The organism is Mesorhizobium sp. P2_B11 (assembly GCF_056404855.1).
The window spans coordinates 313152-338663 of the sequence record NZ_JBFUDF010000008.1; the positions used below are offsets into that span (position 1 = coordinate 313152).

Here is a 25512-nt window from a genome sequence, read left to right on the forward strand (position 1 = left end):
ATTTCGGCCAGCCAGCCCCGGTTTGCAAGGCCAATTGTAATGCAAAAAAACCCCGCCGGGAGGGCCGGCGGGGCTCAATGCATCCCGCTGGAGTCGGGACGGGGCAGGGAACGCCCAGCCCAGAATCTGGGGTTTGCCGCCTCTCGATTCAATGAGCCGGCTCTAATGCTTGTACAATTCTTGTTGACTGGGCTTGTGATTTGTACGCCCACCCATCCCGGTCTGCCGGGATGGGTCCTTGTTGCCGATCTGATTCCAGAAAGCCACTCAAGCCTTTGGAAAACCAGATCAATTGTTGCTGGCCACCGGCGCCACCAGCGAGGTGATGCGGCGGATGGCGACGCGGCGGTTCTCACGGTTGGGCGCCGACGTGTTGACCTTCAGATACTCCTCGCCATAGCCCTGCGTTGTCAGGTTTTCCGGCGGGATGCCGAAGGCATTGGTCAAGGCTTCGGCGACCGATTCTGCCCGACGGTCGGACAAAGCAAGGTTCGCTTCCGGCGTGCCGACGGCGTCGGTGTGGCCTTCGATGAGGAAGGTTTCGGCCGGGTTCTTCTTCAACAGCTTCTCCATGGCGCTGGCGACGCCTTCCAGTTTCTGCACCTCGGTGTCGGACACCGAGGCCGAACCAAATTCGAAGTTCAGCGTGTCGAGGTCGACACGCCGGGCAATGTCGCGCACGCGTGCCGAACGCTTGACCTCGTCGACCGAGTAAAGGCGCTGGACCTTTTCCACCGGCGGCTGCTCGAGGAAGTCGTAGTAATCGTCGTCGCTCTCGACATCCTCGGAATCGAGGATGTACTCGCGGCGCGGGATGGTGAGCCGCATCGGCGGCAGGTCGTCGCCGGGATCGCGCCAGTCATTATCGTCGTCATAGCTGCGCTCGTCGACATAGCTCAGCACATATTCGCGGCCATCGGGCGTGATGCGCGAACGCTGGATGACGTCGCCATTGCGGTTGCGGATGGTGACGATCTGGACGCCGTTTGCACGTACCACGGTCTCGCGGATACGGCCGCGCGGCAGATCCTCGTAATAGACATCCTTGGCGCCGCGGTTCATGCGCGGGCCATCATTGCTTTCAACGATCGTCTGGTTGTTGAACTGGATGATGACGCGGTCGCCGATTTCCTTCAGCACGTCGACACCCTTCGGGCGGCGGCGATCGCGAATGTTCTCGTCGGGGGCGCGTTCGACGCGCTTGCCCTTTTCTTCCGTCACCGGAACGATCTTTTCAGGCTTGATCTCCTGCTGCGCCGCCTTGTCGTCGGTGGGCGGCGGTCCCTGATCGACCGGAGCCGGCTTCGGGGCCTGCGCTTCGGTGCCGCCCTGCGCGGGCTGCTCGCCCGTCTGGCCGCCCGCATTCTGGCCATTCTGGCCGTCGGCGTTCTGGCCGCCCTGGCCCTTGCCGTGCTTGCGCTTGGCATCCTTCTGGCTGTCCAGAATGGGGGCTTCGTCAGGATTGGCCACAGCTTCGCCCTGCGCCGGCTTTTCGCCCTGCGCCGGCTGCTCGGCATTGGCGGGCTGTTGCTCACCCGTCGCGGGCTGCTGTTCACCGGCTGCGGGCTGCTGTTCACCCGTTACCGGCTGCTCGCCGACAGGTTTCTTGCCGTGCTTCTTGGGTTGTTCGCCCTCGGCGGGGGCTGCCTGCTGCTCGGTCGGTGGCTGAAGTGGTTCGGCCTGCGGCACGGGTTCTCCGGCAGGGGCAATCTTGGTGGCTGGCGCCTGTTCGGCGGGTGCCGCCTCGATCTGCTGTTGGTCCTGCTTGCGCTTTTTCTTGCGCGGACTGTTGTCGTTTGCCGGCGCCGCCTCTTCGGTGGGCGCCACTTGCTCAACCGGCTGCTGGGCCGGCTGTTCAGCCGGCGCCGCTTCGATCTGCTGCTGCTGGTTACGCTTCTTCTTGCGTGGCTTGGGCTGCTGTTCGTCAACGGCGGGTGCTATCTGCTCGGCAGCAGGAGCTGCCTGCTCCGCCGGCGCTGCCTCGATCTGCTGCTGTTGATTGCGCTTTTTCCTGCGCGGCTGCTGCTCTTCAACCGGGGCGGCCTGTTCAGCGGGCGCCTGCTCGGTCTGCTGCTGCTGTTCGTGCTTCTTCTTGCGCGGCTGCTGTTCCTCGACGGCTGGCGCGGGTTGCTCGGCCGCGGGTGCGGCCTGCTGTTCTACCGGCGCCTGTTCGGCCTGCTTGTGCTTCTTCTTGCGTGGCAGTTCCTGGTCGGTCTGCTGACCATCTGCAGCAGGATCGTCCTGGACCAGGATCAGCGGCGCGGCCGTGTGCTGCAAGGGGCCGAAAACGGCGTTGCCCTGTAGCGGGGATGCGCCCAACGGCGCGGATGCCATCAGCAGGCCAAGTGCCGTACCTGCCAGTACCCGTGGTTGGCGTTTCATCAAAAATTCTCCTTGTGGGGTCCCATCCCTGCCCAAACTGTCGTCACCCGGATTGGTTCCGGTTTGTGGACATTAGCGGCAAGGAAGGACGATTGACCGGCCTTTTGAAGGCAACTTCATGTTTTTCGTATGGTGCGGCGGCTATTTGCGGCAGCGGAACCGCTTGACCTTGCCGCGAGCGGAGGCCACATCTCTGCCCATAATGGACACCCCGTTCTGGAAAACCAAGACGCTGGAAGCGATGACGCCCACCGAGTGGGAATCGCTCTGCGACGGCTGCGGCAAATGCTGCCTGTCGAAACTCGAGGACGAGGATACCGGCGAGATCTACTGGACATCGGTCGGCTGCCGGCTGTTCGATGGGCAGACCTGCCGCTGTTCGGACTATGCCAACCGGCTGTCGCGGGTGCCGGACTGCGTCGGGCTGACGCCGCAGAATGTGCGCACCATCAGTTGGCTGCCGAAAACCTGCGCCTACCGGCTGGTTGCCGAGGGACACGATCTCTACTGGTGGCACAGGCTGGTGTCGGGAAGTGCCGAGACCGTGCATGAGGCCGGCATTTCCATCCGCGGCCGGGTCCGCGCCAACGAGACCGACCTGGCCGAGCCGGACGACTATTTCGACTATATGCTCGACGACGAGCCCTAGGTCTTCGGAACAGACTTTGTCACCGGGCGTTCTAGGGGATCGGATGTTTTTGGCGGCCCGGATCGTTTGCAGCGGTGGAAGGGGGAACTCTCCGGTTGCGTTCGACGTATCCAGCAGATTAACCGAAAATGAACGGCCGGTTCGCAAAGAGTTCAGATTGCAAGGAGCATTCTCCCCCCATCGGTTTGGCGAAGATGGGCACATGCCCTCAACAAGGAGAGAAGACAATGTTCAACACGATCAAGACGGCAGCCCTTTCGGGTCTCGTTGCCCTCGGCACGCTCGCCGCAGTTCCCGCCCATGCGGACTCGATCTATCTCGGCTTCGGCAACAATCATGACCGCCGGACCGGCGTCTATATCGGCGACGACGATGACGGCTATCGCCGCGAGCGCAATTGGCGCCGCTGTTCGCCGGAGCGTGCCCTCGACAAGGCCGAGCGCATGGGCCTGCACCGCGTCCGCCTCATCGACGTCAACCGCCGCGTGGTGAAAGTCGCCGGCCGCCAGTATGGCGATCGCGTGGTGGTCGTGTTCGCCAATGAGCGCGGTTGCCCGGTTATTTATCGCTAAGCGAAGATCGGTAGCGGCGACCTTCTTCGAGGGTCAGCCAGGGCCCCTTTCCCTCAGCGGAAGGGTGCGGCTCGAAAAAACCCCGGAGGACCAAGTCCTCCGGGGTTTTTCACGTCTACAAACAATTGGCGACCAGCTCAGCCGATCCAGCCGGCCGCACCGGGCCGGCCGTCGCCTGCTACTTGAGCTCAAAGGTGACGGTGACCTGCACGGCGTAGGCATTCTCGCCGGCCTGTACCGGAACCGCGGCACCTGCCGCATCGAAGGCCTTGGCGTTGATCGGCATCGGCGCCGGCGCGATGTTCTGGTCGGTGATCTCCAATACCCGGCCGATGCTGACGCCGGCAGCCTCGGCCAGCGTCTTGGCCTTGGCCATGGCGTCGGCAACCGCCTTCTTGCGGGCCTCGGTGACGGCTGCCTTCGGATCCTCGTTGGAGAACGAGATGCCGCCGCCCTGGTTGACGCCGAGCGATACCGCCTTGTCGAGGATCTCGCCGGTCTTGTCGATGTCGCGGATGCGCACCGACAGCGTATTGGTCACCTGGTAGGCGACAAGCTCGGCTTCCTGGCTGCCGTCCGGCTTGTTGGTGTAGTTGTAGCGCGGGTTGATCTGGATGCCGGCGGTCTGCAGGTCGCGGTCCTTGATGCCTGCCGATTTCATCGCCGCGATCACGGCGGCCATGGCGTCGTTGTTGGCGTCGAGTGCCGCGCGCGCTGTCTTGGCCTCGCGCATGACGCTGAGCGTCAGCAGCGCCAGGTCGGGCGCCACGGTCGACTGGCCTTCACCCGACACGACGATGCGGGGCGGGGGCGGCGAATCGGCGGCGGTGGCAATCGCCGGAAAAGTGATCGCTGCGGCAAGTGCGAGCGGCAAAAGATGTCTGGTCATGAAAATCTCCTCGGTCTGCGATCCAGTCGCGCCTGTCGACTAGGATGCGAATATGGGCTGATTTGGGCGATCTCGGCCAGCCCGACCGGAAAGCCTTGTGCCGCGTAAGGAAAAACACTAATCCAGCGCGCGTGGGGCCTGTAGCTCAATGGTTAGAGCCGGCGGCTCATAACCGCTTGGTTGGGGGTTCGAGTCCCTCCGGGCCCACCAAAAGACCCATTTAAGTAATTGATTCTGCTGTATATTTCTGAAGTTGCCCACAGCGTGGACTCGAACCCCCTCAATCTGACCAAAAACTAGCCCCAGGGATTTTCGTTGCGATCTCAGAATCGCCTGAGGCGAGATTGCATTGTTCCGGGGGTTTGAATCGCGAGAGCGCTACCGCCTTTCCCCCCACTCATCGGATCGGCGGTTCCTGCTCCGTTGTCTTGGATGAGGGTTCATTTTGAATTGCCCGCAGCCGAAATCGTCAGACTGGCAGCCCGAGCTGCTTTCTCAGGCTCTTGTCGAATGGGGACGCGGGGACGAAACGGCGCAGGAGACTGACCTGGCGCGCCATTTTTCCCGCCGCATAGCCGCAAAGCTGATGAGGCGGTCCTGGTTGTTGCCAGCCGTCAGTGATATCGATAACATATCGACTCGATCCGATTCCAAGAGGTGGTGCATGAACGCGGCCGGACGCCAGATAAACCTCGTGCCCGGGTGTCTGACGCTTGCCTCGATCAGACTTGCGCGGCCGGCCGGTAGAGAGCGCTGATGGCCAAGGCAGCCTCATCAAAACCAGGCGAGAGCCACGCGCCGACGATGGTCGACGTGGCGCTGCGGGCGGGTGTGTCGACCATGACAGTGTCGCGGGCTTTGAAGGAGGGCGGCCGGGTTTCCAAGGCCACGCGGGAAAAGATCATGGTCGCGGTCAACGACCTCGGCTACGTGCTCGACCAGTCGGCCGGCAGCCTGTCCTCGCGCAAGACTGGATTTGTTGCTGCGATGGTTCCATCGCTCAACAATTCCAACTTCGCCGACACGGCGCGCGGTATTACGGATGAACTTGAGAGCACGGGGCTCCAGCTTCTGCTCGGCTACACCGACTACACGGTCGAGAAGGAGGAAAAGCTGATCGAAGCGATGCTCCGTCGACGGCCTGAAGGCATCATTTTGACCGGCGGCGCCCATACGGAGCGCGCTCGCCGGCTTCTTGAAAACGCGGGTATCCCGGTAGTCGAGACCTGGGAGTTGCCCACGAAACCCATCGACCAGGTGGTCGGATTCTCAAACGAAGAGGCGATGGGGCTATTGGTCAAGACGCTGGCCAGGAAAGGCTATCGAAAATTCGGGTACATCGGAGGCACGACCTCGCGCGACACGCGCGGCAGCCAGCGGCGCGAAGGCTTCGTCCGAGCCATCGAAGAACTCGGCTTGCCGGCCGGCCGGCTCGTCTCTTTCGGCGTGCCGCCGATCTCCATCGAACAAGGTGGCCAGGCCGTTGTCAGCATGCTCGAACGTTGGCCGGACACCGAGGCCGTGCTCTGCGTTTCCGATCTCTCGGCCTTTGGCGCACTGATGGAATGCAAGCGTCGTGGACTGCGGGTCCCGCAGGACATCGCCATTGCCGGTTTTGGCGACTATGAGGTTGCCGCCTTCTGCCACCCCGGCATCACCACCGTGAACGTGGACTGCTTTGGCATCGGGCGACATGCTGCCCGCAGGCTTGTTCAGATCATCCGCGGCGGCGAGAAGAAGCACGAACAGGAAATCATCCTGACCGGTTATCGCGTTGTCGAGCGCGAAAGCACCTGAGCTCGTGCAGAAAATTTCAAGTGAAGGGCAGGTCCTATTGTGATGTTTCGAGAGACCATCAGCCTCACGCATGACGGTGCGTTGAAAGCCGTGGCTGCCGGAGCCGCACGCGCCGTCACGACGGGCGTGCCGCAATGTCTTGTGGTCGTCGATGCGAGCGGCGAGACCCTCGTCAGCCTGCGCATGGACGGCGCACGGTTCCTTAGCCTGCGCACGGCGCAGGCAAAGGCGCGCACGGCGGCGTCGATCAACGCTGCCACCGGCGGCATGGCGTTCGAAGCGGCACTCTCCGCCGCGATAGCCTCACAGGGCACCGTGACCAATTTGCCTGGCGGCCTGCCGATCCGCTTCGGTGGCCGCCTGGCGGGCGGCATCGGTGTCGGTTCGGGAACCGGTGAGCAGGATTTCGATGTGGCACGCGCCGCGCTGGCGGCGATCGGCGCCGACGTGGTTTGAGGCGATGTGCTGGTGCGCGTCCAGCGCAACCGATGGGTCTTCAGAACGCGATCTGGACCTTCAACGATTTGTTGCGGTCACCGGCGATCTCGAAAGCCGCAACTGCCTCGTCGAGCGGATAGATGCCTGAAAGCAGCGGTTTGACATCCACCCGGCGGCGGTTGATCAGGTCGACGGCAAGCGCGAACTCCTCGTGGAAGCGGAAGCTGCCGCGCATCTCGATTTCCTTGGCGACGATCAGGTTCTGCGGGATCGACACGTCGCCACCGAGGCCAAGCTGCATCAGCACGCCACGCGGCTTCAGAACATCAAGCCCGGACCGCACGGCGCGTTCGTTGCCGGAGGCTTCGAACATCACGTCGAAACTGCCCTTGTCGACATTGTAGGCCGCGAGCTTTTCACTGTTGGTCGCGACATTGATGGTGCGGTCGGCGCCGATCTCCAGGGCCTTTGCCAGCACCCCGTCCATGACATCGGTGGCGACGATTTCGCGCGCGCCGTGGGCTCTGGCTGCAAGGATGCAAAGCGCGCCGATCGGCCCGCAGCCGGTGACCAGAACGCGCTTGCCGAGCAGCGAACCGGCGCGGTTCATGGCATGCAGCGTCACCGCAAAAGGTTCGGCGAAAGCGGCTTCATTGATGGAAACGTCGTCCGCGATCTTGTGGCACTGCCACGCCTCGGCGATCAGGCGCTGGCGGAATGCGCCCTGGATGTGCGGCATCGGCATGGCGCTGCCGTAGAAGCGCATGTTGAGGCACTGGTTCTGCATGCCTTGCAGACAGTAACGGCAGGCATTGCAGGGACGGCTGGGCGAGATCGCGACGCGGTCGCCGATGGCAAGCGAAGAAACGCCGCCGCCGATGGCCTTCACCGTGCCGGCAACCTCGTGGCCGAGGATCATCGGTTCGCGCAGGCGGATCGCGCCGAAGCCGCCATGGTTGTAGTAGTGCAGGTCCGAGCCGCAGATGCCGCCGGCCTCAACCGCGATCTCGACCTGTCCGTCGCCGAGGACGCCCGGATCGGTCGCCTCGATCCGCAAATCCTTTGCCGCGTGGATGACGATCGACTTCATGATGTGATCCTGTCTCAGACGACCGGCGTCAGCAAGGTCCGCCCGCCGAAATGGGCCGCGAGATTGTCGCGAACCAACTGGCCCATGGCTTTGCGGGTCTCCACCGTGCCGCTGCCATGGTGCGGTTGCAGCACGACGTTGGAAAGTTTTGCGAAGCGCTCGTCGATCGTCGGCTCGTTCCAGAACACGTCGAGCCCGGCGCCCTTGATCGCACCGGATTCCAGGGCGGTGAGCAGCGCGGTTTCGTCGACCGTGCTGCCACGCGCGATGTTGATCAGGATGCCGTCCGGCCCGAGTGCTGCCAGAACGTCCGCGTTGACGATGTTCCTGGTGCTTTCGCCGCCGGCCAGCGTCACCATCAGGAACTCGCTCCGACGTGCCAGCTCGACCAGATCGCTGATGAAGTCGTAGGGAAGGTCGTCGTGTTTGCGGGTGCCGAAATAGGCGATCTCGCAGTCGAAGGCAGAGGCGCGCCGGGCCACCGCCTTGCCGATGCGGCCCATGCCGACAATGCCCAGCCTTTTTCCGTAAACGCGCGTGACCAGCGGCATGTTGGCCTTGCGCCAGCTGCCGTCGCGCACATAGGCGTCGGCCTGCGGAATCTGCCGCGCCACGGCGAGCAGTAGCCCGATGCCGATATCGGCGACATCCTCGGTCAGCACATCAGGCGTGTTGGTGACGCGGATGCCGTTTTCCCTGGCAAAGGCGAGGTCGATGGCGTCGGTGCCCATGCCGTAGCAGGAGACGATTTCGAGCTTCGGCAGTTTCGCCATCAGCGCGGCACTGGCGCCAAGTTCGCCGCGCGTCGCGATGGCGCGGATGGCGCCGGCATGGCTTGATATCAGCGCGTCCTTGTCGTCGGCCTGCCAAAGCTTGTGGACGCGATATTTCGCTTCGAGATCTGCCATGTCCCAGTCCGGATAGGGGCCGGTCATCAATATGTCGGTCACGGCGTCGTCTCCCGCGAATCTGCATTTTTCCATTGACTATGTTATCGATAACATTCATGTCAATAGGCACTGGCGGCAGCGCGGCGGAAATCGTATCCCGCTTCAGGGACATTCCTCGGGAGGAGCACGTGAGCAGTTCGTTGTTCGATTTGACCGGCATGCGGGCGCTGGTCACCGGTTCGGGGCAAGGCATCGGGCTGGCCTTGGCGGAGGGGCTGGCGCAGCACGGCGCCGAAATCGTGCTCAACGGGCGCAGCGCCGAAAAAGTCAAAGCAGCCGCGGATGCGCTGGCGGCCAAGGGATACAAAGCCCATAGCGCCGTCTTCGACGTCACCGATCACGCGGCGGTGGCGAATGGCGTCGCCGAGATCGAGGCGACGATCGGCGCAATCGACATCCTCATCAACAATGCCGGCATGCAGTTCCGCACGCCGCTCGAGGATTTTCCCGCCGACAAATGGGACGAGTTGCTGCGCACCAACATCTCGAGCGTCTTCTTTGTCGGACAAGCTGTGGCGCGGCACATGATCCCGCGCAGGCGAGGCAAGATCATCAACATCGCTTCGGTGCAAAGCGAACTGGCGCGAACCAACATTGCGCCGTATACGGCCACGAAAGGCGCGGTGCGCAACCTGACGCGCGGCATGTGCGCCGACTGGGCCAAGCATGGCTTGCAGATCAATTCCATCGCGCCGGGCTACTTCAAGACGCCGCTCAACCAGGCGCTGGTCGACAATCCCGAATTCTCAGCCTGGCTGACCAACCGCACGCCGGCGGGGCGCTGGGGCGACGTCGACGAACTGGTCGGCGCGGCGGTGTTCCTGGCCGGGCCGGCCTCATCCTTTGTCAATGGACACACGCTCTATGTCGACGGTGGCATCACGACCTGTCTTTGAATCCGCGCTCATCGTCGTGATGGGCGTCAGCGGCTGCGGCAAGACCAAGGTTGGCGTCGAGATCGCTGCGCGGCTTGGCTTTGCCTTCGTCGAAGGCGATACGCTGCATCCGCGCGGCAATGTCGAAAAAATGTCGGCGGGCATCCCGCTTGCCGACGACGATCGCTGGCCCTGGCTGGATCTGGTCGGCGCAGCCTTGCGCCAGGCACGTGAGGAGGGCCGCGGGCTCGTCGTCTCTTGCTCGGCGCTGAAGACATCCTATCGTGATCGGCTGCGCCATGCGGCGGGCGGGCCACTGTTTTTCGTATTTCTGGAGGGGTCGCGCTCGCTGCTGCAAGCCAGGCTCGCCGCGCGCCGCGACCACTTCTTCCCGCCGGCGCTGCTCGATAGCCAGTTCGCCGCGCTGGAACATCCCGGCGACGAAAAGCTGGTGGTCACCGTTGATATCGACGCGCCCGTCGACAGCATCGCCGATGCGGCGCTGCAGGGCCTGGGCGCCTTTGGGGTCGGCCCCGCCAGGATCAAGGAAAGAGGCTCGTTGAGATGACGCAATTGGCAAAAGTCGCCGTTGTCGGCGCCGGCATCATGGGGTCGGCAATCGCCACCCGCCTGATCGAGGCCAAGCAGGCGGTCACCGTGTTCGATCTGGACAAGGAAAAGGTTGCTACCTTGACCGCCAAGGGCGCGGCTGCCGCAGCGTCGGTCACCGAGGCAACGCGGACGAACGACTTCGTCATCCTCAGCCTCAACCATGCCGATATCGTGCGCGCGGTGGTGTTCGGCGATGCCGGTGTCGCGGCTGCGGCGTCGTCGGAAAAGCTTTTGATCGACATGTCGTCGATCGACCCGGCCGACACTGCGCAAATGGCCAAGAAGCTCTCGACCGAGACCGGCATGAAATGGCTCGACTGCCCGCTTTCGGGCGGCGTTCCCGGCGCGTTGGCCGGCCGGCTGACCGTGATGGCGGGCGGCGACGCCGCAGACTTCGAACAGGCGCGCACGGTGATGCAGTACCTCTGCGCCAACTACACGCTGATGGGGCCGAGCGGGGCAGGGCAGACGACCAAGCTGATCAACCAGCTGTTCTGCGCGGTGCTGTTCCAGGCCGTCGCCGAGGCCGTGAAACTTGCCGAAGCAGGCGGCGTCGATCCCAAGGCAATCCCGGCGGCGCTCAAGGGCGGGCGCGCCGATTCCAGCATCCTGCAGGAGTTCATGGCGAAGTTTGCAGGTCGCGATTTTTCGCCGACAGGCCGCATCGACAACATGCTGAAGGACCTGGATTCGCTGCAGTCCTTTGCCCTCAAAACCAAGACGCCGATGCCGATGACCGGGCAAGTGGTCGAGATCCATCGCCTGCTCTGCGCGGCTGGCCTGGGCCCGAAGGATTCGGCCGAGATGATGCGCCTGCTCGACGGCAAGACCAGCTAAGCAGCTAGCCTAATTTTGCCGCTTGACGCTCAGAAATGTTATCGATAACATCATTTGGCGATCTCGGGAGGAACGCTTTGTGACCGAAGAAAAACTGATCGAGTTCAAGTCGATTACCAAGGAGTTCGGCGGCACCCGCGCGCTCTCCGACGTGTCGCTCGATCTGCACAAGGGCGAGATCCTTGCACTGCTCGGCGAGAACGGCGCCGGCAAGTCGACGCTGATCAAGACGCTCGCCGGCATCTATCGTCCCGATGGCGGCAGCATCCTGTTTCGTGGCGAGCCCTACCTCCATCGTCCGCCGCGGCCGAACACGCGCCAGTCCGTCGCCTTCATTCACCAGGATCTCGGCCTGATCGAGTGGATGACGGTCGGCGAGAATGTCGGCCTCGCCCAGGGCTTTTCGCTGCGCTCCGGTCTCATTGACTGGCGTTCCACCGAAAAGCGGGCGCACGAGGCTCTGAAGCTGGTCGGTTGCGATTTCGATCCGACGACGCGCGTCCAGGATCTGACGCGTACAGAAAAATCGCTGGTCGCTATCGCCCGCGCTCTGGCTACCGAGGCCGATGTGCTGGTGCTCGATGAGCCGACCGCCAGCCTTCCGGCCGACGAGGTCGACCGCCTGTTCGACGCCATCCGCCCGCTCAAGCAGCGCGGCGTCGGCATGATTTATGTCTCGCATCGCCTCGACGAGATCTTTCGCATCGCCGACCGCGTCGCCGTGCTGCGCGATGGCAGGCTGGTTGGCCAGAAGAAGGTCGCCGACACCAGGCCCGACGAGCTGGTCGAGATGATCGTCGGCCGTCCGGTCAGCCAGGTTTTCAGCAAGGCTGAGACGCAGGCCGGCGAGACAGTATGCGCTGTCCGCGACCTGGTCTGCGCCGGCGCCGGCCCGGTGTCTTTCGACGTGCGCAAGGGCGAGCTGCTCGGCCTGGTCGGCTTGCGCGGCGCCGGGCAGGAACTGGTCGGCCGCACGCTGTTCGGCTGCCAGGCCTTTTCGGGTTCGGTGATGATCAATGGCGTTGCGCCCGATCTGTCGAGCCCGATCGCGGCAATGGCGGCCGGCGTCGGCCTGATCGCCCGCGACCGGACCGAGGAATCCATCGCGGCCTCGTTGTCGATCCGCGAAAACAGCTTTCTCAATCCCGGCGCCGGCAAGCGCGGCCTGTTCTCGTTCCTGGCGCCTCACAAGGAGGCTGCGCTGGCGCAAGTGATCGGCGGCTCGGTCGGGTTGCGCCCCAACGATCCGAACCTGCCGATCGAGGCGCTTTCGGGCGGCAACCAGCAAAAGGTGGTCGTTGGGCGCTGGCTCCACACCGACCGCACATTGTTGATCGCCGAGGATCCGACCGCCGGCGTCGATGTCGGCGCCAAGGCCGAGATCTACCGGCTGATTGGCCGCGCACTTGAAGCCGGCCTTGCCGTCGTCGTGGTGTCGACCGATTTCGAGGAGATCGCCCATATCTGCCATCGCGCCTTGGTGTTTTCGCGCGGACAGATCGTGCGCGAACTCGTCGGCAACGACCTGACCACATCCGCCGTGATCATTGCGGCATCGGCTTCCGAAGCCGCCTGATCTTTCTGGGAGCGAACTCATGCAATCGATCGAATCCAGCGCACTCGAACCGACCCGCGGCGAAATGGCGGGTTTGCCGTTGGGGCAGAAGATCATCCGGCTGCTGCCGGTCTACGGGCTGGTGATCCTGACGGCGCTGCTGATCCTTTTGTTTTCGATCCTGCTGCCGAACACGTTTCCGACACTGCTCAATCTGCGCTCGATCATCTCCGACAAGGCGATCATCGCGCTGTTGTCGCTGGCGGCGATGATCCCGATGGCGTCCGGTCGCATCGACCTCACCGTCGGCTACGGCATCGTGCTGTGGCACATCCTCGCCATCAGCCTGCAGACCATGTTCGGCGTTCCGTGGCCGCTGGCGGTGATCATCGTGCTGCTTCTTGGTGCTGCGACCGGTTTCCTCAACGGCCTGCTGGTCGAAGTCGCCCGCATCGACTCTTTCATCGCCACGCTCGGCACCGGGACCGTGCTCTATGCTCTCGCACTCTGGCACACTGGCGGCCGGCAGGTCGTCGGCGTGTTGCCCGACGGCTTCTACGCGCTCAACGGAACGATGGTGTTCGGACTGCCGATCACCGGCCTCTATGTCTTGGCCATCGCCGTCGCGCTGTGGATCATCCTCGAATATCTGCCGATCGGCCGCTACGTCTATGCCATCGGCGCCAATCCGAAGGCCGCTGCGCTGAACGGCATTCCAGTGCGCCGCTTCGTCATCGGCGCCTTCATCTCGTCGGGTTTCCTGACGGCGCTGACCGGCGTGCTGCTCGCCTCCAAGCTGCGCATCGGCCAGGCCAGCGTCGGGCTGGAATATCTGCTGCCGGCGCTCGTCGGCGCCTTTCTCGGCTCGACCACCATCAAGCCCGGACGCGTCAATGTCTGGGGCACGATGACCGGCGTCATCATCCTCGCCGTCGGCATTTCCGGTATCCAGCAGTTCGGCGGCTCGTTCTTCGTCGAGCCGCTGTTCAACGGCGTGACGCTGCTCGTCGCCATCGGCATTGCCGGCTACGCCCAGCGCAAGCGCGGCGCGGCTCACAGGGCCAGGACCAAGACCGTAGCGCAGTCCCCGAAGTGACAAGTCGAGCCCCGGGGATCACGACATGAGCGACTACGAGATTCTGGACGACCGATTCCGAAAGCTGACGATCGGGCATGCCAAGCTCGAACGGCTTTGGACCGGCAGCCGCTGGGCCGAAGGACCGGTCTATGTTCCCTCGGCAAGGCAGTTGCTGTGGTCGGACATCCCCAATGATCGGCTGCTGCGCTACGACGAAAGCGACGGCTCGGTCAGCGTCTTCGAAACCCCTTGCAACAACCAGAACGGCCACACGCTCGATGGCCAAGGCCGCGTCGTCGCTTGTGAACATCGCGGCCGGCGCGTCTCCCGGCTCGAACATGACGGGCGCTGGCAACCCCTTGTCGAAGCCATCGACGGCAAGCGATTCAATTCGCCGAACGATGTGGTGGTCAAATCCGATGGGACGATCTGGTTCACCGACCCGGTCTACGGCATCGACAGCCACTATGAAGGCATGATTGCCCGGCCGGAGATCGGCGCGTCTCATGTCTACCGGTTCGACGAAGCAACCGGCGCGGTGGCTGCGGTCATCACCGATCTGGTGCAGCCGAACGGGCTGGCCTTTTCACCCGACGAGACCATTCTCTACGTGTCGGACACCGGCGCGAGCCATGTGCAGGGACTGCCGCGGGCGATCAAGATCTATGAAGTCGCCGCGGACGCCCGTTCGCTGCAGTCGCGCGGCACGCTGGCCGAATGCGAGGCAGGGTTCTTCGACGGATTCCGCGTCGATCGCGATGGCAACATCTGGGCCTCCAGCGCCGATGCGGTTCGCGTCTACGCTGCGGACGGGACGCTGATCGGGCGCATCCTGGTTCCCGAAATCGTCTCCAATCTGTGCTTCGGCGGACCGAAGCGCAACCGCCTCTACATCACCGCCCAGACGTCGCTTTATTCCATCTATGTCAACGCGCATCCAGCCGGTTTGGGCCCGGTGGCTGGGCATATCAGCCAGTGACCTGGCGACCGAAGTCGAGTCCCGGAAGACCAGACAATTTTTTTGAAACCAAGGGAGGTACCAACATGCAACGCAGAACATTTTTAAAATCATCCGTCGCCTTGATGGCCATCACTATCGCTGCTCCGGTCCTGTTCGCCGGCCAGGCACGGGCGGACGCGATGGCCGACGCCATGGCGGTGGTCGAAAAATATGCGCAGAAGGTCACCGCCTGGGACGGCCCGACCACCGGTCCGAAGGCGCAGCCGGGCAAGACGATCGTCGTGCTCGCCGGCGACCTCAAGAACGGCGGCATTCTGGGCGTTACCACCGGTGTCGAGGAAGCAGCCAAGGCGATCGGCTGGGAGGTCAAGGTGATCGACGGCGCCGGCTCGATCGGCGGACGCACCGCCGCCTTCGGCCAGGCGATGGCGCTGAAGCCGAATGGCATCGTCATCAATGGCTTCGACGCCATCGAGCAGGCGCCGGCGCTGGAGCAGGCGAAGGCCGCCGGCATCCCGCTGGTTTCCTGGCATGCCGGACCGGTGATCGGACCCGACGAAAAGAGCGGCGTCTTCGCCAATGTCTCGACCGACGCCATGCAGGTCTCGACGGCCGCGGCCGACTGGGCCTATGCCGATGCCAAGGGCAAGCCCGGCGTCGTCATCTTCACCGATTCGACCTACGCCATCGCCATCGCCAAGGCTGACAAGATGAAGGCGGAGATCGAACGGCTGGGCGGCAAGGTGCTCGAATATGTCGACACGCCGATTGCCGAGACCTCGCAGCGCATGCCGCAGCTCACCACCTCGCTGCTGCAGAAATACGGCGATGCCTGGACGCATTCGCTGGCGATCAACGACCTCTATTTCGACTTCATGGGGCCTTCGCTTGCCGCTGCCGGCAAGGCCGGCACCGACGCGCCGATCAATGTCGCCGCCGGCGACGGTTCGGAATCGGCCTATCAGCGCATCCGCGCCGGCCAGTTCCAGAAGGTGACGGTCGCCGAACCGCTCAACCTGCAGGGCTGGCAACTGGTCGACGAATTGAACCGCGCCATCGCCGGCGAAAAATGGTCGGGCTATCTGTCGCCGCTGCATGTGGTGACTGCCGACAATGTCGAGTTCGACGGTGGCCCGAAGAATGCCTTCGACCCCGAGAATGGCTACCGCGACCAGTACAAGAAAATCTGGGGCAAATAAGCACGCACGGAGGCGGGCGCATCACCTGATGCGCCCGCAAGCCGACAGACTTCTCAAGCGCACAAAATCAGGAAAGCCTCGCCATGATCATTCGCTACGCCCTCTTCGAAGGTGAAATCCATCCCGGACAAGAGAGCGAATTCCGGCGCTTCGTCAGGGACAGGCTGGTGCCGCTGTGGACGCAGTTTCCCGGCGCCGAGGAAGTGCGCGTTCTCGACGGCACGGCGCGCGACGAAGGCGCCCCCACCTACGCGATGGCGCTGGCCATTCGCTATCCCGACATGGACACCTGCAACCGGGCGCTTCAATCCGATGTAAGATTTCTGAGCCGCGACGTCACCGGCGAACTGCTCAGAATGTTCACCGGCCGTGTGCATCACCATGTTTTCGAGGCGAATGAATACGCTCCCGCCTGATCATCATCCTGACCGGCCATGCACTGTCGCCAGCATGTGGCTCGGCCAGCCCTGGGCGATCGAGCGAGGGTAGGATGCCGACAAGCAGCCAGTCACCTACGCATTGGCCAGCCAGGCCTTCGGCTGATCTCCGCGGCATTTGATGGCCTTGAGGTAGACGACTAGCGACGCAAGTCCATCGGGCCAGAGAAAATCGGGAGCCGCAGCCAAGAGCTGAACGATGTCGGCGCCGTTCATGCGAACAAATGATGGGCGTCGCCGGAAACAGCTTGCGCCTGAGCCAAATCTCGACGGCGCTTGATTGGCTCGCGATCAGCTCATTTGGACACCCAGAATTTGTGAGCGGCAAAATCCGTGGATCGGGAACGATGAGACGTAACGGCCCACCTTTTTTTCATCGCCGCTGCAGCGGCTGTCTGCAACAGTTTCCCCAAAATTCAATCATCACTTTTGATGGTACTCCGAGCACCGCTTCCCCCAAAGCGGTGCCTCAAACCGTCCTCAGTCTTCAGGTTCAAAAGCAGGCGAGGGCTAAGGCTGTGTGAGGCAGACAAGCAGCTTGAGAAGCCCAAGAAAATCATCGACGAAGGTGAAGATGACGGGAAGGGCAACGGGGCTGAGGACGGTGAAAGTCATCAGGCCGCCGATGACCACAATTGCCATCAGCTGACGGAAGCTGGAGTCGCCGCCGCTGAAACTGAGGGCTACGGGAAGCGCTGGGGCGGGATGCCCGCCAGACCTCTGCGAGAATGGTTCCGCGAACAGACGACTCTCAAGAAGCTCGCGAAGCATCGGACTGGAGCTTGACTCTGTAGCCATGCCATTAATCGGCGAATACCATGCTGTCGTCGGATCGTCGCTTCGCTTCAGGAATCGAGAGCAGAAGCTGTTTTCGCGGACCAGACTTTGACCCGGCGAGCTCCGTCGAAGTCAGATCAGACCCTGAGTTGAGGCCTATCATCAGGATCAGCTAAAGTTGCGGTTGAGTAACCGGCGCAACGCCGATTTTCTCACCGTTGCGGAAAAATCGGAAGGTAATTCCTTATCTCTATAGATTTTGTCGAATATCGTCTGCCCCGGTTTGAAAGTGGCCTAATGCGCTTGCAGGGCTTGGGAGATTGACGAATTGGCACGGCTATCGGTTTTGGGAATATCAGGCGGCGTCAGCACGCCGTCGCGGACCACGGCGGTGGTGAATGCGCTGGTCAAGGCGATCGCATCGCGTATCCCGTCGGATACCGGCCTGATCGAAATCACCGAGGCAGCGCCGTCGCTTTTCGCCGGACTTTCCCGGGGTATGCTCGGTCCGTCTGGCGAAGCCATCGTACAACGCGTCGAAAAGGCCGACCTGCTCGTGGTCGGGACTCCCGTCTACAGGGCTTCCTATACCGGCGCCCTCAAGCACCTGTTCGATCTTGTCGATCATCGCGCGCTGACCGGCAAGGCCGTGCTTCTCGCGGCGACCGGTGGCAGCCCCTACCATGGCCTCGTGCTCGAGCATCAGCTCAGGCCGCTGTTCAGCTTCTTTGGCGCCGTCACCGTACCGACGGGCGTCTATGGCGCGCCCGACGATTTTGTCGGCGCCGAAATCGTTGGCGCGGCGATACGCGAACGCATTTCACGGGCCGCATCCGAAGCGGTTTTACTGATCAATTCCAACCATGCAAATGCTGCCGTCGCAGTGCGCGTCGGCTGAGCCAACGAAAAAGGGAACAACGACATGACGTCTTATTCCGACGGCCTGAAATTCGCCTACTGGGTTCCGAACGTCTCCGGCGGCCTGGTCATCTCCAACATCGAACAGCGGACCGGCTGGGACATCGACTATAACCGCAAGCTCGCCCAGATCGCGGAGGCCAACGGCTTCGATTACGCGCTGAGCCAGATACGCTTCACGGCCGGCTACGGCGCCGATAACCAGCACGAATCCGTGTCGTTCAGCCACGCACTGCTGGCCGCGACCACGACACTGAAAGTCATCGCGGCGATCCTGCCCGGCCCGTGGAATCCGGCGCTGGCCGCGAAGCAGATCGCCACCATCAATCACCTGACCAATGGCCGCGTCGCCGTCAATGTCGTCAGCGGCTGGTTCCGCGGCGAGTTTGCTGCCATTGGCGAATTGTGGCTCGACCATGACGAGCGCTACCGGCGCTCGGAGGAATTCATCCGCGCCTTGCGCGGCATCTGGACCGAGGACAATTTCACGTTGAAGGGCGACTTCTACCGCTTCACCAACTACTCGATGAAGCCGAAGCCGATCGATCCGCAGCCGGAGATCTTCCAGGGCGGTTCGTCGCGCGCCGCGCGCGACATGGCTTCGCGTGTGTCCGATTGGTATTTCACCAACGGTAATACGCCCGAAGAGATCAAAAAGCAGGTCGACGACATCCAGGCCAAGGCGAGGGCCAATGGCCACAAGGTGAAGATCGGCGTCAACGCTTTCGCCATCGCTCGCGAGACCGAGCAGGAAGCGCGTGCGGTGCTGGACGAGATCGTCGCCAAAGCCAACCCCGAGGCGGTCCAGGGTTTTGCCGACCAGGTCAAGAATGCCGGCAAGGCTTCGCCGGAAGGCGAGGGCAACTGGGCGAAGTCGTCCCTCGAGGATCTCGTTCAATACAACGACGGTTTCCGCAGCAATCTCATCGGCACGCCCGAACAGATCGCTGAACGCATCCTCAAGCTCAAGGATGCCGGCGCAAGCCTGATCCTGCTCGGCTTCCTGCATTTCCAGGAAGAGGTCGAGTTCTTCGGCAAACACGTCATCCCGCTGGTGCGCGAACTGGAAGCCGCGCGCGACAGGGAGCTTGTCGCCGCGGAATAGGCCAGGCGCGGCCTGCGGGCCGCGCACTCCTTCAAAATCAGGAACGTGTCATGATTGGTGCTTCGCTGGGAGCCGCCGCATACGAGCGTGCGCCCGAAATCTCCGGCATTCTTGCTGGCGCAGGTCCTCTCGGGGATGCGCGCTCGGCGCTCCTGCCGGCAAAGGCCGATCCAATCCTGGCGCTGACCGGCATCGGTATTTCCTTTGGCGGCGTCACGGCGCTGAGTGACGTCGACCTCGAGGTCAAAAGCGGTGAGATCCGCGCGGTGATCGGCCCCAACGGCGCCGGCAAATCCTCGCTGATCAACATCATCAGCGGCCTCTATCACGCCGACCACGGCAAGATCGCGATCGCAGGCCAGTCATTCTCCCGTGTGCCTGCGAGCCGTCTGGCACGCCTGGGCGTCGCGCGCACCTTCCAGAACCTGGCGCTGTTTGGCGGGCTTTCGGTGCGCGACAACATCGCGTCGGGCCGCGTCCACACCAGGCGCGCTAGTTTCGTCGAGCATATTGCCGGCCTGCCGCGCGCCCGGCGCGAAGATGCGGGAATCGCCGAAAAGGTCGACCTGACAATCGCCTTCCTGCATCTGGAGGCTGTCGCCGATCGCTTGGTCGCGACGCTGCCCTACGGCTTGCAGAAGCGGGTCGAATTGGCGCGCGCGCTGGTCGCCGAGCCGAAGATCCTGCTGCTCGACGAGCCGATGGCCGGCATGACGGCGACCGAGAAGGCTGAGATGGCCGGGTTCGTGCGCGCCGCGCGCGACCGGCACGGCGTCACCATCATCCTGATCGAGCACGATATCGGCGTCGTCATGGGCCTCTCCGACCGCGTCGCCGTGCTCGACTATGGCCGCAAGATCGCCGACGGCACGCCAGCCGAGGTGCGCGCCGATCCAGAGGTGATCCGTGCCTATCTCGGCACTGCCGAAGGCGAAGACGGCGAGGGCATCTGATGAGCTACTATGATTTTCTCTTCGTCATCGAAGTGCTGGTCGGCGGTTTGCTGTCCGGCGTCATGTATTCGCTCGTCGCCATCGGCTTCGTGCTGATCTACAAAACGTCGGGCGTGCTGAATTTCGCGCAAGGGTCGATGGTGCTGTTTGCAGCACTCACCTTCGTCAGCCTGGTCGAACGCGGCATCCCGTTTGCGCTTGCGCTGCTCATCACCTTCGCGGTCATGGTTGCGCTCGGCTTCACCATCGAGCGGACCGTGCTCAGGCCGCTGGTCAACCGCTCGCCGATGACACTGTTCATGGCGACGCTCGGCCTGTCCTACATCATCGAGGGTGCTGCCCAGCTGATCTGGGGCACGCAGGTGCATGGGCTCGACCTCGGCATCGACGACACGCCCTTCGAGGTCGGCGGCATCCTGATCTCGTCCTTCGACCTGCTGGCAGCCGGCATAGCCGCGGCGATGGTCGCCGGCTTGAGCGCCTTCTTCTACTGGACCCGGATCGGCCTGGCATTTCGCGCCGTCGCCGACGATCAGTTCGCGGCCCTTGCCGTCGGACTGCGCCTGCCCCGCATCTGGGGAACGGTCTGGACGGCCGCGGGCTTCGTGGCGCTGGTCGCGGGATTGCTGTGGGGTGCCCGCCTCGGCGTCCAGTTCTCGCTGTCGCTGATCGTGCTGAAGGCGCTGCCGGTGCTGGTGCTTGGCGGCTTCGATTCCATCCTCGGCGCAATCGTTGGCGGCCTAATCATCGGCGCCAGCGAAAAGCTTGCCGAGGTCTATCTCGGCCCGTTCGTCGGCGGCGGCATCGAAGGCTGGTTCGCCTATGCGCTGGCGCTGGTCGTGTTGCTGGTGCGCCCCTCCGGCCTGTTTGGCCAGAAAACCGTCGAAAGGGTCTGACCGATGGCCGTGCAAGCGCTCGATGCCGCAAGGCTTCCAATCGACGGGCACAAGTTTGCCCGAAAGTTCGCTTTGCCGGCCGTGGCGATCGTCGTCGCCTACGGCCTGATCCCGGCCTATGCCTCAAGCTATCTGGTCGAGGCGATCCTGCTGCCTTTCCTGGCGCTCAGCCTGGCGGCGGTCGGCCTCAACTTGCTGACCGGCTATTGCGGCCAGCTTTCGCTGGGTTCCTCAGCCTTCATGGCGGTCGGCGCCTTCGCCGCCTACAATTTCAACCTGCGGGTCGAAGGACTGCCGCTGGCGGCGACCATGATCCTGGCGGGAATTTCGGCCGCCGGCATCGGCGTCATCTTCGGCTTGCCGAGCCTGCGCCTGCGCGGCTTCTATCTCGCGGTCTCGACGCTCGCCGCCCAGTTTTTCGTGCAGTGGGCGCTTACCAAGTTCGGCTGGTTCTCCAACGACAATCCGTCCGGGGTGATTTCCGCGCCGCACCTTGCCGTCGCCGGGTTTTCGCTCGACGGCGCCACCGGACGATACCTGCTCTCGGTCACAACGGTCATCGTGCTGACGGCGTTGGTCTGGCGCCTGGTCAACAGCGCCACCGGCCGCAACTTCATCGCCGTACGTGACAACGAAACGGCTGCCCGCGTCATCGGCGTGCCGGTGCTGCGGACCAAGCTGCTGGCGTTCGCCATCTCGTCCTTCATCATCGGCGTCGCCGGCGTGTTGTGGGCCTTCACCTATCTGCGCACCGTCGAGCCGGCCGGGTTCAATCTCGACCGCTCGTTCCAGATCCTGTTCATCATCATCATAGGTGGGCTGGCCTCGATACGCGGCGCGTTTCTCGGGGCAGCGTTCATCGTCGTCTTTCCGCTTTTTCTGTCCCGGTTCGGCGCCTTCGTGTTCGGCGGCCTGTTCGATTCGGGTGTGCTCGACATGAGCCAGCGCATCGTGCTCGGCGCCCTCATCATCATTTTCCTCATCGCGGAACCGAACGGGCTGTCGGCCCTCTTCGACCGCCTGAAACGACGGATCGGCTCAAGGTCCAGCTGAGCGCCGCTCGACATTCTCTCACGGACCCAAAACCTCAGGAGACGCAACTCATGACCTTCTTCAGTCATCTCAAGAAAGCGGCGATCGCCACCGCCTTCGTGCTCGGCGCGACGGCCGTTCATGCCGACGAACAGTATTTCCCACTGCAGAGCTACCGCGTCGGCCCCTATGCCGCCGGCGGCACCGGCTTCTTCGGCGGCTTTATCGACTACCTCAACCTGATCAACATCCGCGACGGCGGCGTCAATGGCGTCAAGCTGACCTGGAGCGAAGGCGAGACGCAGTATGAGGTCGAGAAGGGCGTCGAGGTCTATGAGCGCCTGAAGAGCAATCCCGGCATCGCCGCCTGGAACCCGCTCTCGGTCGGCATCGCCTACGCCATGATCGACCGCATCACCGACGACAAGGTGCCGCTGATCACCATCAACCACGGCCGTACCGACACCACCGACGGCCGCGTGTTCCCCTACGTCTTCCCGCTGCTGCTCAACCCCTACAGCGAGACGTCGGGCATCGTGAACTACATCGCCTCCAAGGAGGGCGGCCTCGACAAGCTCAAGGGCAAGAAGATCGTCGTGCTCTATCACGGCTCGCCCTATGGCAAGGAGACGATCCCGATCTATGAGCTGCTGTCGCAGAAATACGGCTTCGAGCTGTCGCAGATCGAGGTGCCGCATCCGGGCAACGAGCAGCAGGCGCAGTGGCTGACGATCCGTCGCGAGCACCCCGACTATGTCGTGCTGCGCGGCTGGGGCGTTATGAACCCGGTCGCCCTCAAAACCGCCCAGAAGACCGGCTTCCCGGCCGACCACATCGTCGGCAATGTCTGGTCCAATTCCGAAGAGGACGTCATCCCCGCCGGCGACGCCGCCAAGGGCTACACCGCCATCACCACCCAGGCGTCGGGCGCCGACTATCCGGTCGTCAAGGAGATCGTCAAGACGGTCTACGACGCCGGCAAGGGCAACCTCGAGGACAAGAGCCGCATCGGCTCGGTCTACCACAATCTCGGCATCGTCAACGGCATCCTCAATGTCGAAGCCATCCGCATTGCGCAGGCCAAGTTCGGCAATCGCACGCTGACCGGCGATGAGGTCCGCTGGGGCTTCGAACACCTCAAGCTCGACCCGGCGCGCGTCGAGGCGCTCGGCGCCAAGGACCTGTTCCACTCGATCAACGTCTCCTGGGACAATCACGAGGGTGACGGCTACGTGACCTTCCAGCAGTGGGACGGCAAGAAGTGGAACGTCGTGTCCGACTGGATCGCGCCGGACTGGAAGCTGCTGCGCCCGATCATCGAGAAGTCGTCCGAGGCCTATGCCAAGGAAAAGGGCCTCAAGATCCGCACGGCCGAAGACGCCGATGCGGTGGTCAGCAACTGAGTTTGACGATCTCGCGGCCGGCCCACGGGCCGGCCGTGCCATCCATCTTCGCAGCGGAGTTATCGATGTCCAGCCCGGAAAATCCGATCCTGTCGGTCAGCCGCGTCGAGGCCGTCTACAACGGCGCCATCGCCGCCCTGCACGGCGTCGACCTGACGGTGGGCAAAGGCGAGATCGTCGCGCTGCTCGGCTCCAATGGCGCCGGCAAGACGACGCTGTTGCGCGCCGCATCCAATCTTCTGCCGGCCGAGCGCGGCACCGTTACCGCGGGCCAGATCATTTTCGACGGCGAGGATGTTTCCAGGGCAAGTCCCTCGCACCTCGTCCGCAAGGGCCTGGTCCAGGTTCTCGAGGGCCGGCACTGTTTCCGCTCGCTGACGGTCGAGGAAAACCTTCTGACCGGCGCGTTGGGACGCTCGTCCTCGCGCACCGGCGTCAAGGCCGATCTTGAGCGTGTCTATGCATTGTTCCCCAGGCTCGCCGAAAAGCGACGCACGCGGTCCGGCCTCACCTCCGGCGGCGAGCAGCAGATGACCGCGATCGGTCGCGGGCTGATGTCGCGGCCGAAACTCTTCGTGCTCGATGAGCCCTCGATGGGGCTGGCGCCGCTGATCGTCGACGAGATTTTCAGCGCTTTGAAGCGTCTCAATCGGGACGAAGGTCTTTCGATCCTTGTCGCCGAGCAGAATTCGGCGGTGGCACTGAAATATGCCGACCGCGCCACCGTGCTCGAAAACGGAAAAAGCGTGCTGGAAGGGTCGGCTGCCGACCTGCGCCAGCGCGACGATATCAAGACCTACTATCTCGGCGGCGCGCCGCTGCCATTGCAACACTTTCCCCAGGAGACAGCAGCATGACCATCCAATCCAAGCAGCCGTCCGACGCGCGCGTCGCCGTGCCTCCGGTCGAGCGCCCGTCGGCCAAGGCGCATGTCATCAAGACAGATGCCGAGGCGATCGCGATCGCAGAAAAACTGGCGGTTGAATTCGCCAGGGAAGCCTCGAAGCGGGACCGCGAGCGCATCTGGCCGAAGGAAGAGCTGGATGCGTTTTCACAGAGCGGCCTGTGGTCGATCAATGTGCCGAAGGCCTATGGCGGACCCGAGGTCTCCTATGTGACGCTGTCGAAGGTGATCACCATCATCTCGGCGGCCGATCCGTCGCTCGGCCAGATACCGCAGAACCATCTCGGCGTCGTCGCCGCCATCCGCACCGTCTCGGACGAGGCGCAGAAAAAGCTGCTCTTTGCCGAGGCGCTGTCCGGCACGCGTTTCGGCAATGCGTTCTCGGAGTTCGGCTCCAAGCGGGCGGCGGATTTCGCGACGAAGTTCGTCGATGCCGGCGACCATGTCGTCGTCAACGGCCAGAAATTCTATTCGAGCGGCGCGCTGCTTGCCCATCTGGTGCCGATCGTGGCGCTCGATGACGAGGGCCGCGCCTGGTACGCCATCGCCGATCGCGGCGCGCCCGGGCTGACCGTCATCGACGACTGGTCGAGCTTCGGCCAGAAGACGACGCTCTCCGGCACCGTCCTGCTCGACAATGTGAAGGTGCCGAAGACGCATCTCGTCCCCGGCTACAAGGGTTATGACCGGCCGACGGCCGACGGCCCCATCTTCCAGATCATCCAGGCCGCGGTCGATCTCGGCATCGCCAAGGCGGCGATCGACGAGACGGTCAGCTTCGTGCGCACCAAGTCGCGCGCGTGGATCGACAGCGGCGTCGATCATGCCTGGCAGGATCCCTACACCATCCAGGCGATCGGCGACCTTCGCCTGCGCGCCAATGCGGCCGAGGCGGTGCTGGAAAAGGCCGGGCTTGCGGTCGATCGCGCCGTGGCCGACCCCAACGAGAAGACGGTCGCGCAAGCGCAGATCGCGGTTGCCGAATCAAAGATCCTCACCACCGAGATCGCCATCAACGCCACCAACAAACTGTTCGAACTCGCCGGCACACGATCCACACTGGCCGAGCACAATCTCGACCGTCACTGGCGCAATGCCCGCACCCACACGCTGCACGATCCGGTCCGCTGGAAATACGCGATCCTCGGCAATTACTACCTGAACGAGGTCAATCCGCCGCTCCACGCCTGGAGCTGAGCGGGA

General features: G+C 63.3%; 24 protein-coding genes, 1 tRNA gene and 2 pseudogenes. 21 read left to right on the forward strand and 6 right to left on the reverse strand.

Annotation, left to right across the window (positions count from 1 at the left end; translation table 11 throughout):
* Window positions 1-288 precede the first annotated feature (288 nt).
* Window positions 289-2382 (reverse strand): OmpA family protein, encoded by a 2094-nt coding sequence (locus tag AC1DYJ_RS26400; RefSeq protein ID WP_477284988.1) that lies wholly within the window; start codon window positions 2380-2382, stop codon window positions 289-291.
* A 202-nt stretch (window positions 2383-2584) separates the two neighbouring features.
* On the opposite strand from AC1DYJ_RS26400, the gene AC1DYJ_RS26405 reads away from it, so the two are divergent.
* Together AC1DYJ_RS26405 and AC1DYJ_RS26410 are read left to right on the forward strand one after the other, a co-directional pair.
* Window positions 2585-3031: a YcgN family cysteine cluster protein gene (locus AC1DYJ_RS26405; RefSeq protein ID WP_477284986.1), complete on the forward strand. Its 447-nt coding sequence runs from the start codon at window positions 2585-2587 to the stop codon at window positions 3029-3031.
* A 227-nt stretch (window positions 3032-3258) separates the two neighbouring features.
* On the forward strand, window positions 3259-3603 hold the full coding sequence (locus tag AC1DYJ_RS26410; protein WP_112563257.1) for a hypothetical protein: 345 nt from the start codon (window positions 3259-3261) through the stop codon (window positions 3601-3603).
* A 178-nt stretch (window positions 3604-3781) separates the two neighbouring features.
* Here the strand turns inward: AC1DYJ_RS26410 and AC1DYJ_RS26415 are convergent, their stop codons facing one another.
* The gene (locus AC1DYJ_RS26415; protein WP_477284984.1) at window positions 3782-4492 is read right to left on the reverse strand and encodes an SIMPL domain-containing protein; all 711 of its coding nucleotides are present in this window, start codon (window positions 4490-4492) and stop codon (window positions 3782-3784) included.
* Between the two features lie 134 nt (window positions 4493-4626).
* On the opposite strand from AC1DYJ_RS26415, the gene AC1DYJ_RS26420 reads away from it, so the two are divergent.
* Window positions 4627-4702, forward strand: a tRNA-Ile gene (locus AC1DYJ_RS26420).
* Window positions 4703-4961: 259 nt separating this feature from the next.
* Here the strand turns inward: AC1DYJ_RS26420 and AC1DYJ_RS26425 are convergent.
* A pseudogene (locus AC1DYJ_RS26425) lies at window positions 4962-5066 on the reverse strand (oxidoreductase); the annotation flags it as partial.
* 182 nt (window positions 5067-5248) lie between these two features.
* On the opposite strand from AC1DYJ_RS26425, the gene AC1DYJ_RS26430 reads away from it, so the two are divergent.
* Together AC1DYJ_RS26430 and AC1DYJ_RS26435 are read left to right on the forward strand one after the other, a co-directional pair.
* Entirely contained in the window at window positions 5249-6289 is a 1041-nt protein-coding gene (locus AC1DYJ_RS26430) for a LacI family DNA-binding transcriptional regulator (RefSeq protein WP_477284982.1), read from the forward strand.
* A 36-nt stretch (window positions 6290-6325) separates the two neighbouring features.
* Window positions 6326-6745: a GlcG/HbpS family heme-binding protein gene (locus tag AC1DYJ_RS26435; protein WP_477285534.1), complete on the forward strand. Its 420-nt coding sequence runs from the start codon at window positions 6326-6328 to the stop codon at window positions 6743-6745.
* Between the two features lie 40 nt (window positions 6746-6785).
* Here AC1DYJ_RS26435 and AC1DYJ_RS26440 read toward each other — a convergent pair whose 3' ends face one another.
* A complete protein-coding gene (locus AC1DYJ_RS26440; RefSeq protein WP_477284980.1) occupies window positions 6786-7817 on the reverse strand; it encodes an L-idonate 5-dehydrogenase in 1032 nt (343 codons plus the stop codon).
* Between the two features lie 14 nt (window positions 7818-7831).
* Complete coding sequence (locus AC1DYJ_RS26445) at window positions 7832-8800, reverse strand: 2-hydroxyacid dehydrogenase (protein ID WP_477284978.1); 969 nt, start codon at window positions 8798-8800, stop codon at window positions 7832-7834.
* A gap of 125 nt (window positions 8801-8925) precedes the next feature.
* On the opposite strand from AC1DYJ_RS26445, the gene AC1DYJ_RS26450 reads away from it, so the two are divergent.
* The 8 genes from AC1DYJ_RS26450 to AC1DYJ_RS26485 all read left to right on the forward strand — a co-directional run bounded on the left by AC1DYJ_RS26450 (window position 8926) and on the right by AC1DYJ_RS26485 (window position 16300).
* Window positions 8926-9663 carry an SDR family oxidoreductase gene (locus AC1DYJ_RS26450; RefSeq protein ID WP_477285532.1) on the forward strand — a complete coding sequence of 246 codons (738 nt, stop codon included), beginning with the start codon at window positions 8926-8928 and terminating at the stop codon, window positions 9661-9663.
* The gene (locus AC1DYJ_RS26455; RefSeq protein WP_477284976.1) at window positions 9632-10210 is read left to right on the forward strand and encodes a gluconokinase; all 579 of its coding nucleotides are present in this window, start codon (window positions 9632-9634) and stop codon (window positions 10208-10210) included. The genes AC1DYJ_RS26450 and AC1DYJ_RS26455 overlap by 32 nt, the downstream gene beginning before the upstream one ends.
* Complete coding sequence (locus tag AC1DYJ_RS26460; RefSeq protein ID WP_477284974.1) at window positions 10207-11091, forward strand: NAD(P)-dependent oxidoreductase; 885 nt, start codon at window positions 10207-10209, stop codon at window positions 11089-11091. The genes AC1DYJ_RS26455 and AC1DYJ_RS26460 overlap by 4 nt, the downstream gene beginning before the upstream one ends.
* 79 nt (window positions 11092-11170) lie before the next feature.
* Window positions 11171-12667 carry a sugar ABC transporter ATP-binding protein gene (locus AC1DYJ_RS26465; protein WP_477284972.1) on the forward strand — a complete coding sequence of 499 codons (1497 nt, stop codon included), beginning with the start codon at window positions 11171-11173 and terminating at the stop codon, window positions 12665-12667.
* 19 nt (window positions 12668-12686) lie between these two features.
* Complete coding sequence (locus AC1DYJ_RS26470; RefSeq protein WP_477284970.1) at window positions 12687-13742, forward strand: ABC transporter permease; 1056 nt, start codon at window positions 12687-12689, stop codon at window positions 13740-13742.
* Window positions 13743-13767: 25 nt separating this feature from the next.
* Complete coding sequence (locus AC1DYJ_RS26475) at window positions 13768-14703, forward strand: SMP-30/gluconolactonase/LRE family protein (protein WP_477284968.1); 936 nt, start codon at window positions 13768-13770, stop codon at window positions 14701-14703.
* Between the two features lie 65 nt (window positions 14704-14768).
* Window positions 14769-15884, forward strand: a complete 1116-nt coding sequence (locus AC1DYJ_RS26480; protein ID WP_477284966.1) for an ABC transporter substrate-binding protein — start codon at window positions 14769-14771, stop codon at window positions 15882-15884.
* Window positions 15885-15967: 83 nt separating this feature from the next.
* A complete protein-coding gene (locus AC1DYJ_RS26485) occupies window positions 15968-16300 on the forward strand; it encodes a hypothetical protein (protein WP_477284964.1) in 333 nt (110 codons plus the stop codon).
* A 531-nt stretch (window positions 16301-16831) separates the two neighbouring features.
* Here AC1DYJ_RS26485 and AC1DYJ_RS26490 read toward each other — a convergent pair.
* Window positions 16832-17014, reverse strand: a pseudogene (locus AC1DYJ_RS26490) (hypothetical protein); the annotation flags it as partial.
* A gap of 412 nt (window positions 17015-17426) precedes the next feature.
* Between AC1DYJ_RS26490 and msuE the strand changes: the two are divergent.
* The 8 genes from msuE (at window position 17427) to AC1DYJ_RS26530 (ending at window position 25506) form a co-directional block, all read left to right on the forward strand.
* The gene (gene msuE / locus AC1DYJ_RS26495) at window positions 17427-17996 is read left to right on the forward strand and encodes an FMN reductase (RefSeq protein WP_477284962.1); all 570 of its coding nucleotides are present in this window, start codon (window positions 17427-17429) and stop codon (window positions 17994-17996) included.
* A gap of 24 nt (window positions 17997-18020) precedes the next feature.
* Window positions 18021-19121: a dimethylsulfone monooxygenase SfnG gene (sfnG, locus tag AC1DYJ_RS26500; protein ID WP_477284960.1), complete on the forward strand. Its 1101-nt coding sequence runs from the start codon at window positions 18021-18023 to the stop codon at window positions 19119-19121.
* A 50-nt stretch (window positions 19122-19171) separates the two neighbouring features.
* Window positions 19172-20074: an ABC transporter ATP-binding protein gene (locus AC1DYJ_RS26505; protein WP_477284958.1), complete on the forward strand. Its 903-nt coding sequence runs from the start codon at window positions 19172-19174 to the stop codon at window positions 20072-20074.
* The gene (locus tag AC1DYJ_RS26510) at window positions 20074-20970 is read left to right on the forward strand and encodes a branched-chain amino acid ABC transporter permease (protein WP_477284956.1); all 897 of its coding nucleotides are present in this window, start codon (window positions 20074-20076) and stop codon (window positions 20968-20970) included. Before AC1DYJ_RS26505 ends, AC1DYJ_RS26510 begins: the two co-directional genes overlap by 1 nt.
* A gap of 3 nt (window positions 20971-20973) precedes the next feature.
* The gene (locus tag AC1DYJ_RS26515) at window positions 20974-22023 is read left to right on the forward strand and encodes a branched-chain amino acid ABC transporter permease (protein ID WP_477284954.1); all 1050 of its coding nucleotides are present in this window, start codon (window positions 20974-20976) and stop codon (window positions 22021-22023) included.
* 50 nt (window positions 22024-22073) lie between these two features.
* Window positions 22074-23405 (forward strand): ABC transporter substrate-binding protein, encoded by a 1332-nt coding sequence (locus AC1DYJ_RS26520; RefSeq protein WP_352536716.1) that lies wholly within the window; start codon window positions 22074-22076, stop codon window positions 23403-23405.
* 65 nt (window positions 23406-23470) lie between these two features.
* Complete coding sequence (locus AC1DYJ_RS26525) at window positions 23471-24262, forward strand: ABC transporter ATP-binding protein (RefSeq protein ID WP_477284952.1); 792 nt, start codon at window positions 23471-23473, stop codon at window positions 24260-24262.
* The gene (locus AC1DYJ_RS26530; RefSeq protein WP_477284950.1) at window positions 24259-25506 is read left to right on the forward strand and encodes an SfnB family sulfur acquisition oxidoreductase; all 1248 of its coding nucleotides are present in this window, start codon (window positions 24259-24261) and stop codon (window positions 25504-25506) included. Before AC1DYJ_RS26525 ends, AC1DYJ_RS26530 begins: the two co-directional genes overlap by 4 nt.
* Window positions 25507-25512 lie beyond the last annotated feature (6 nt).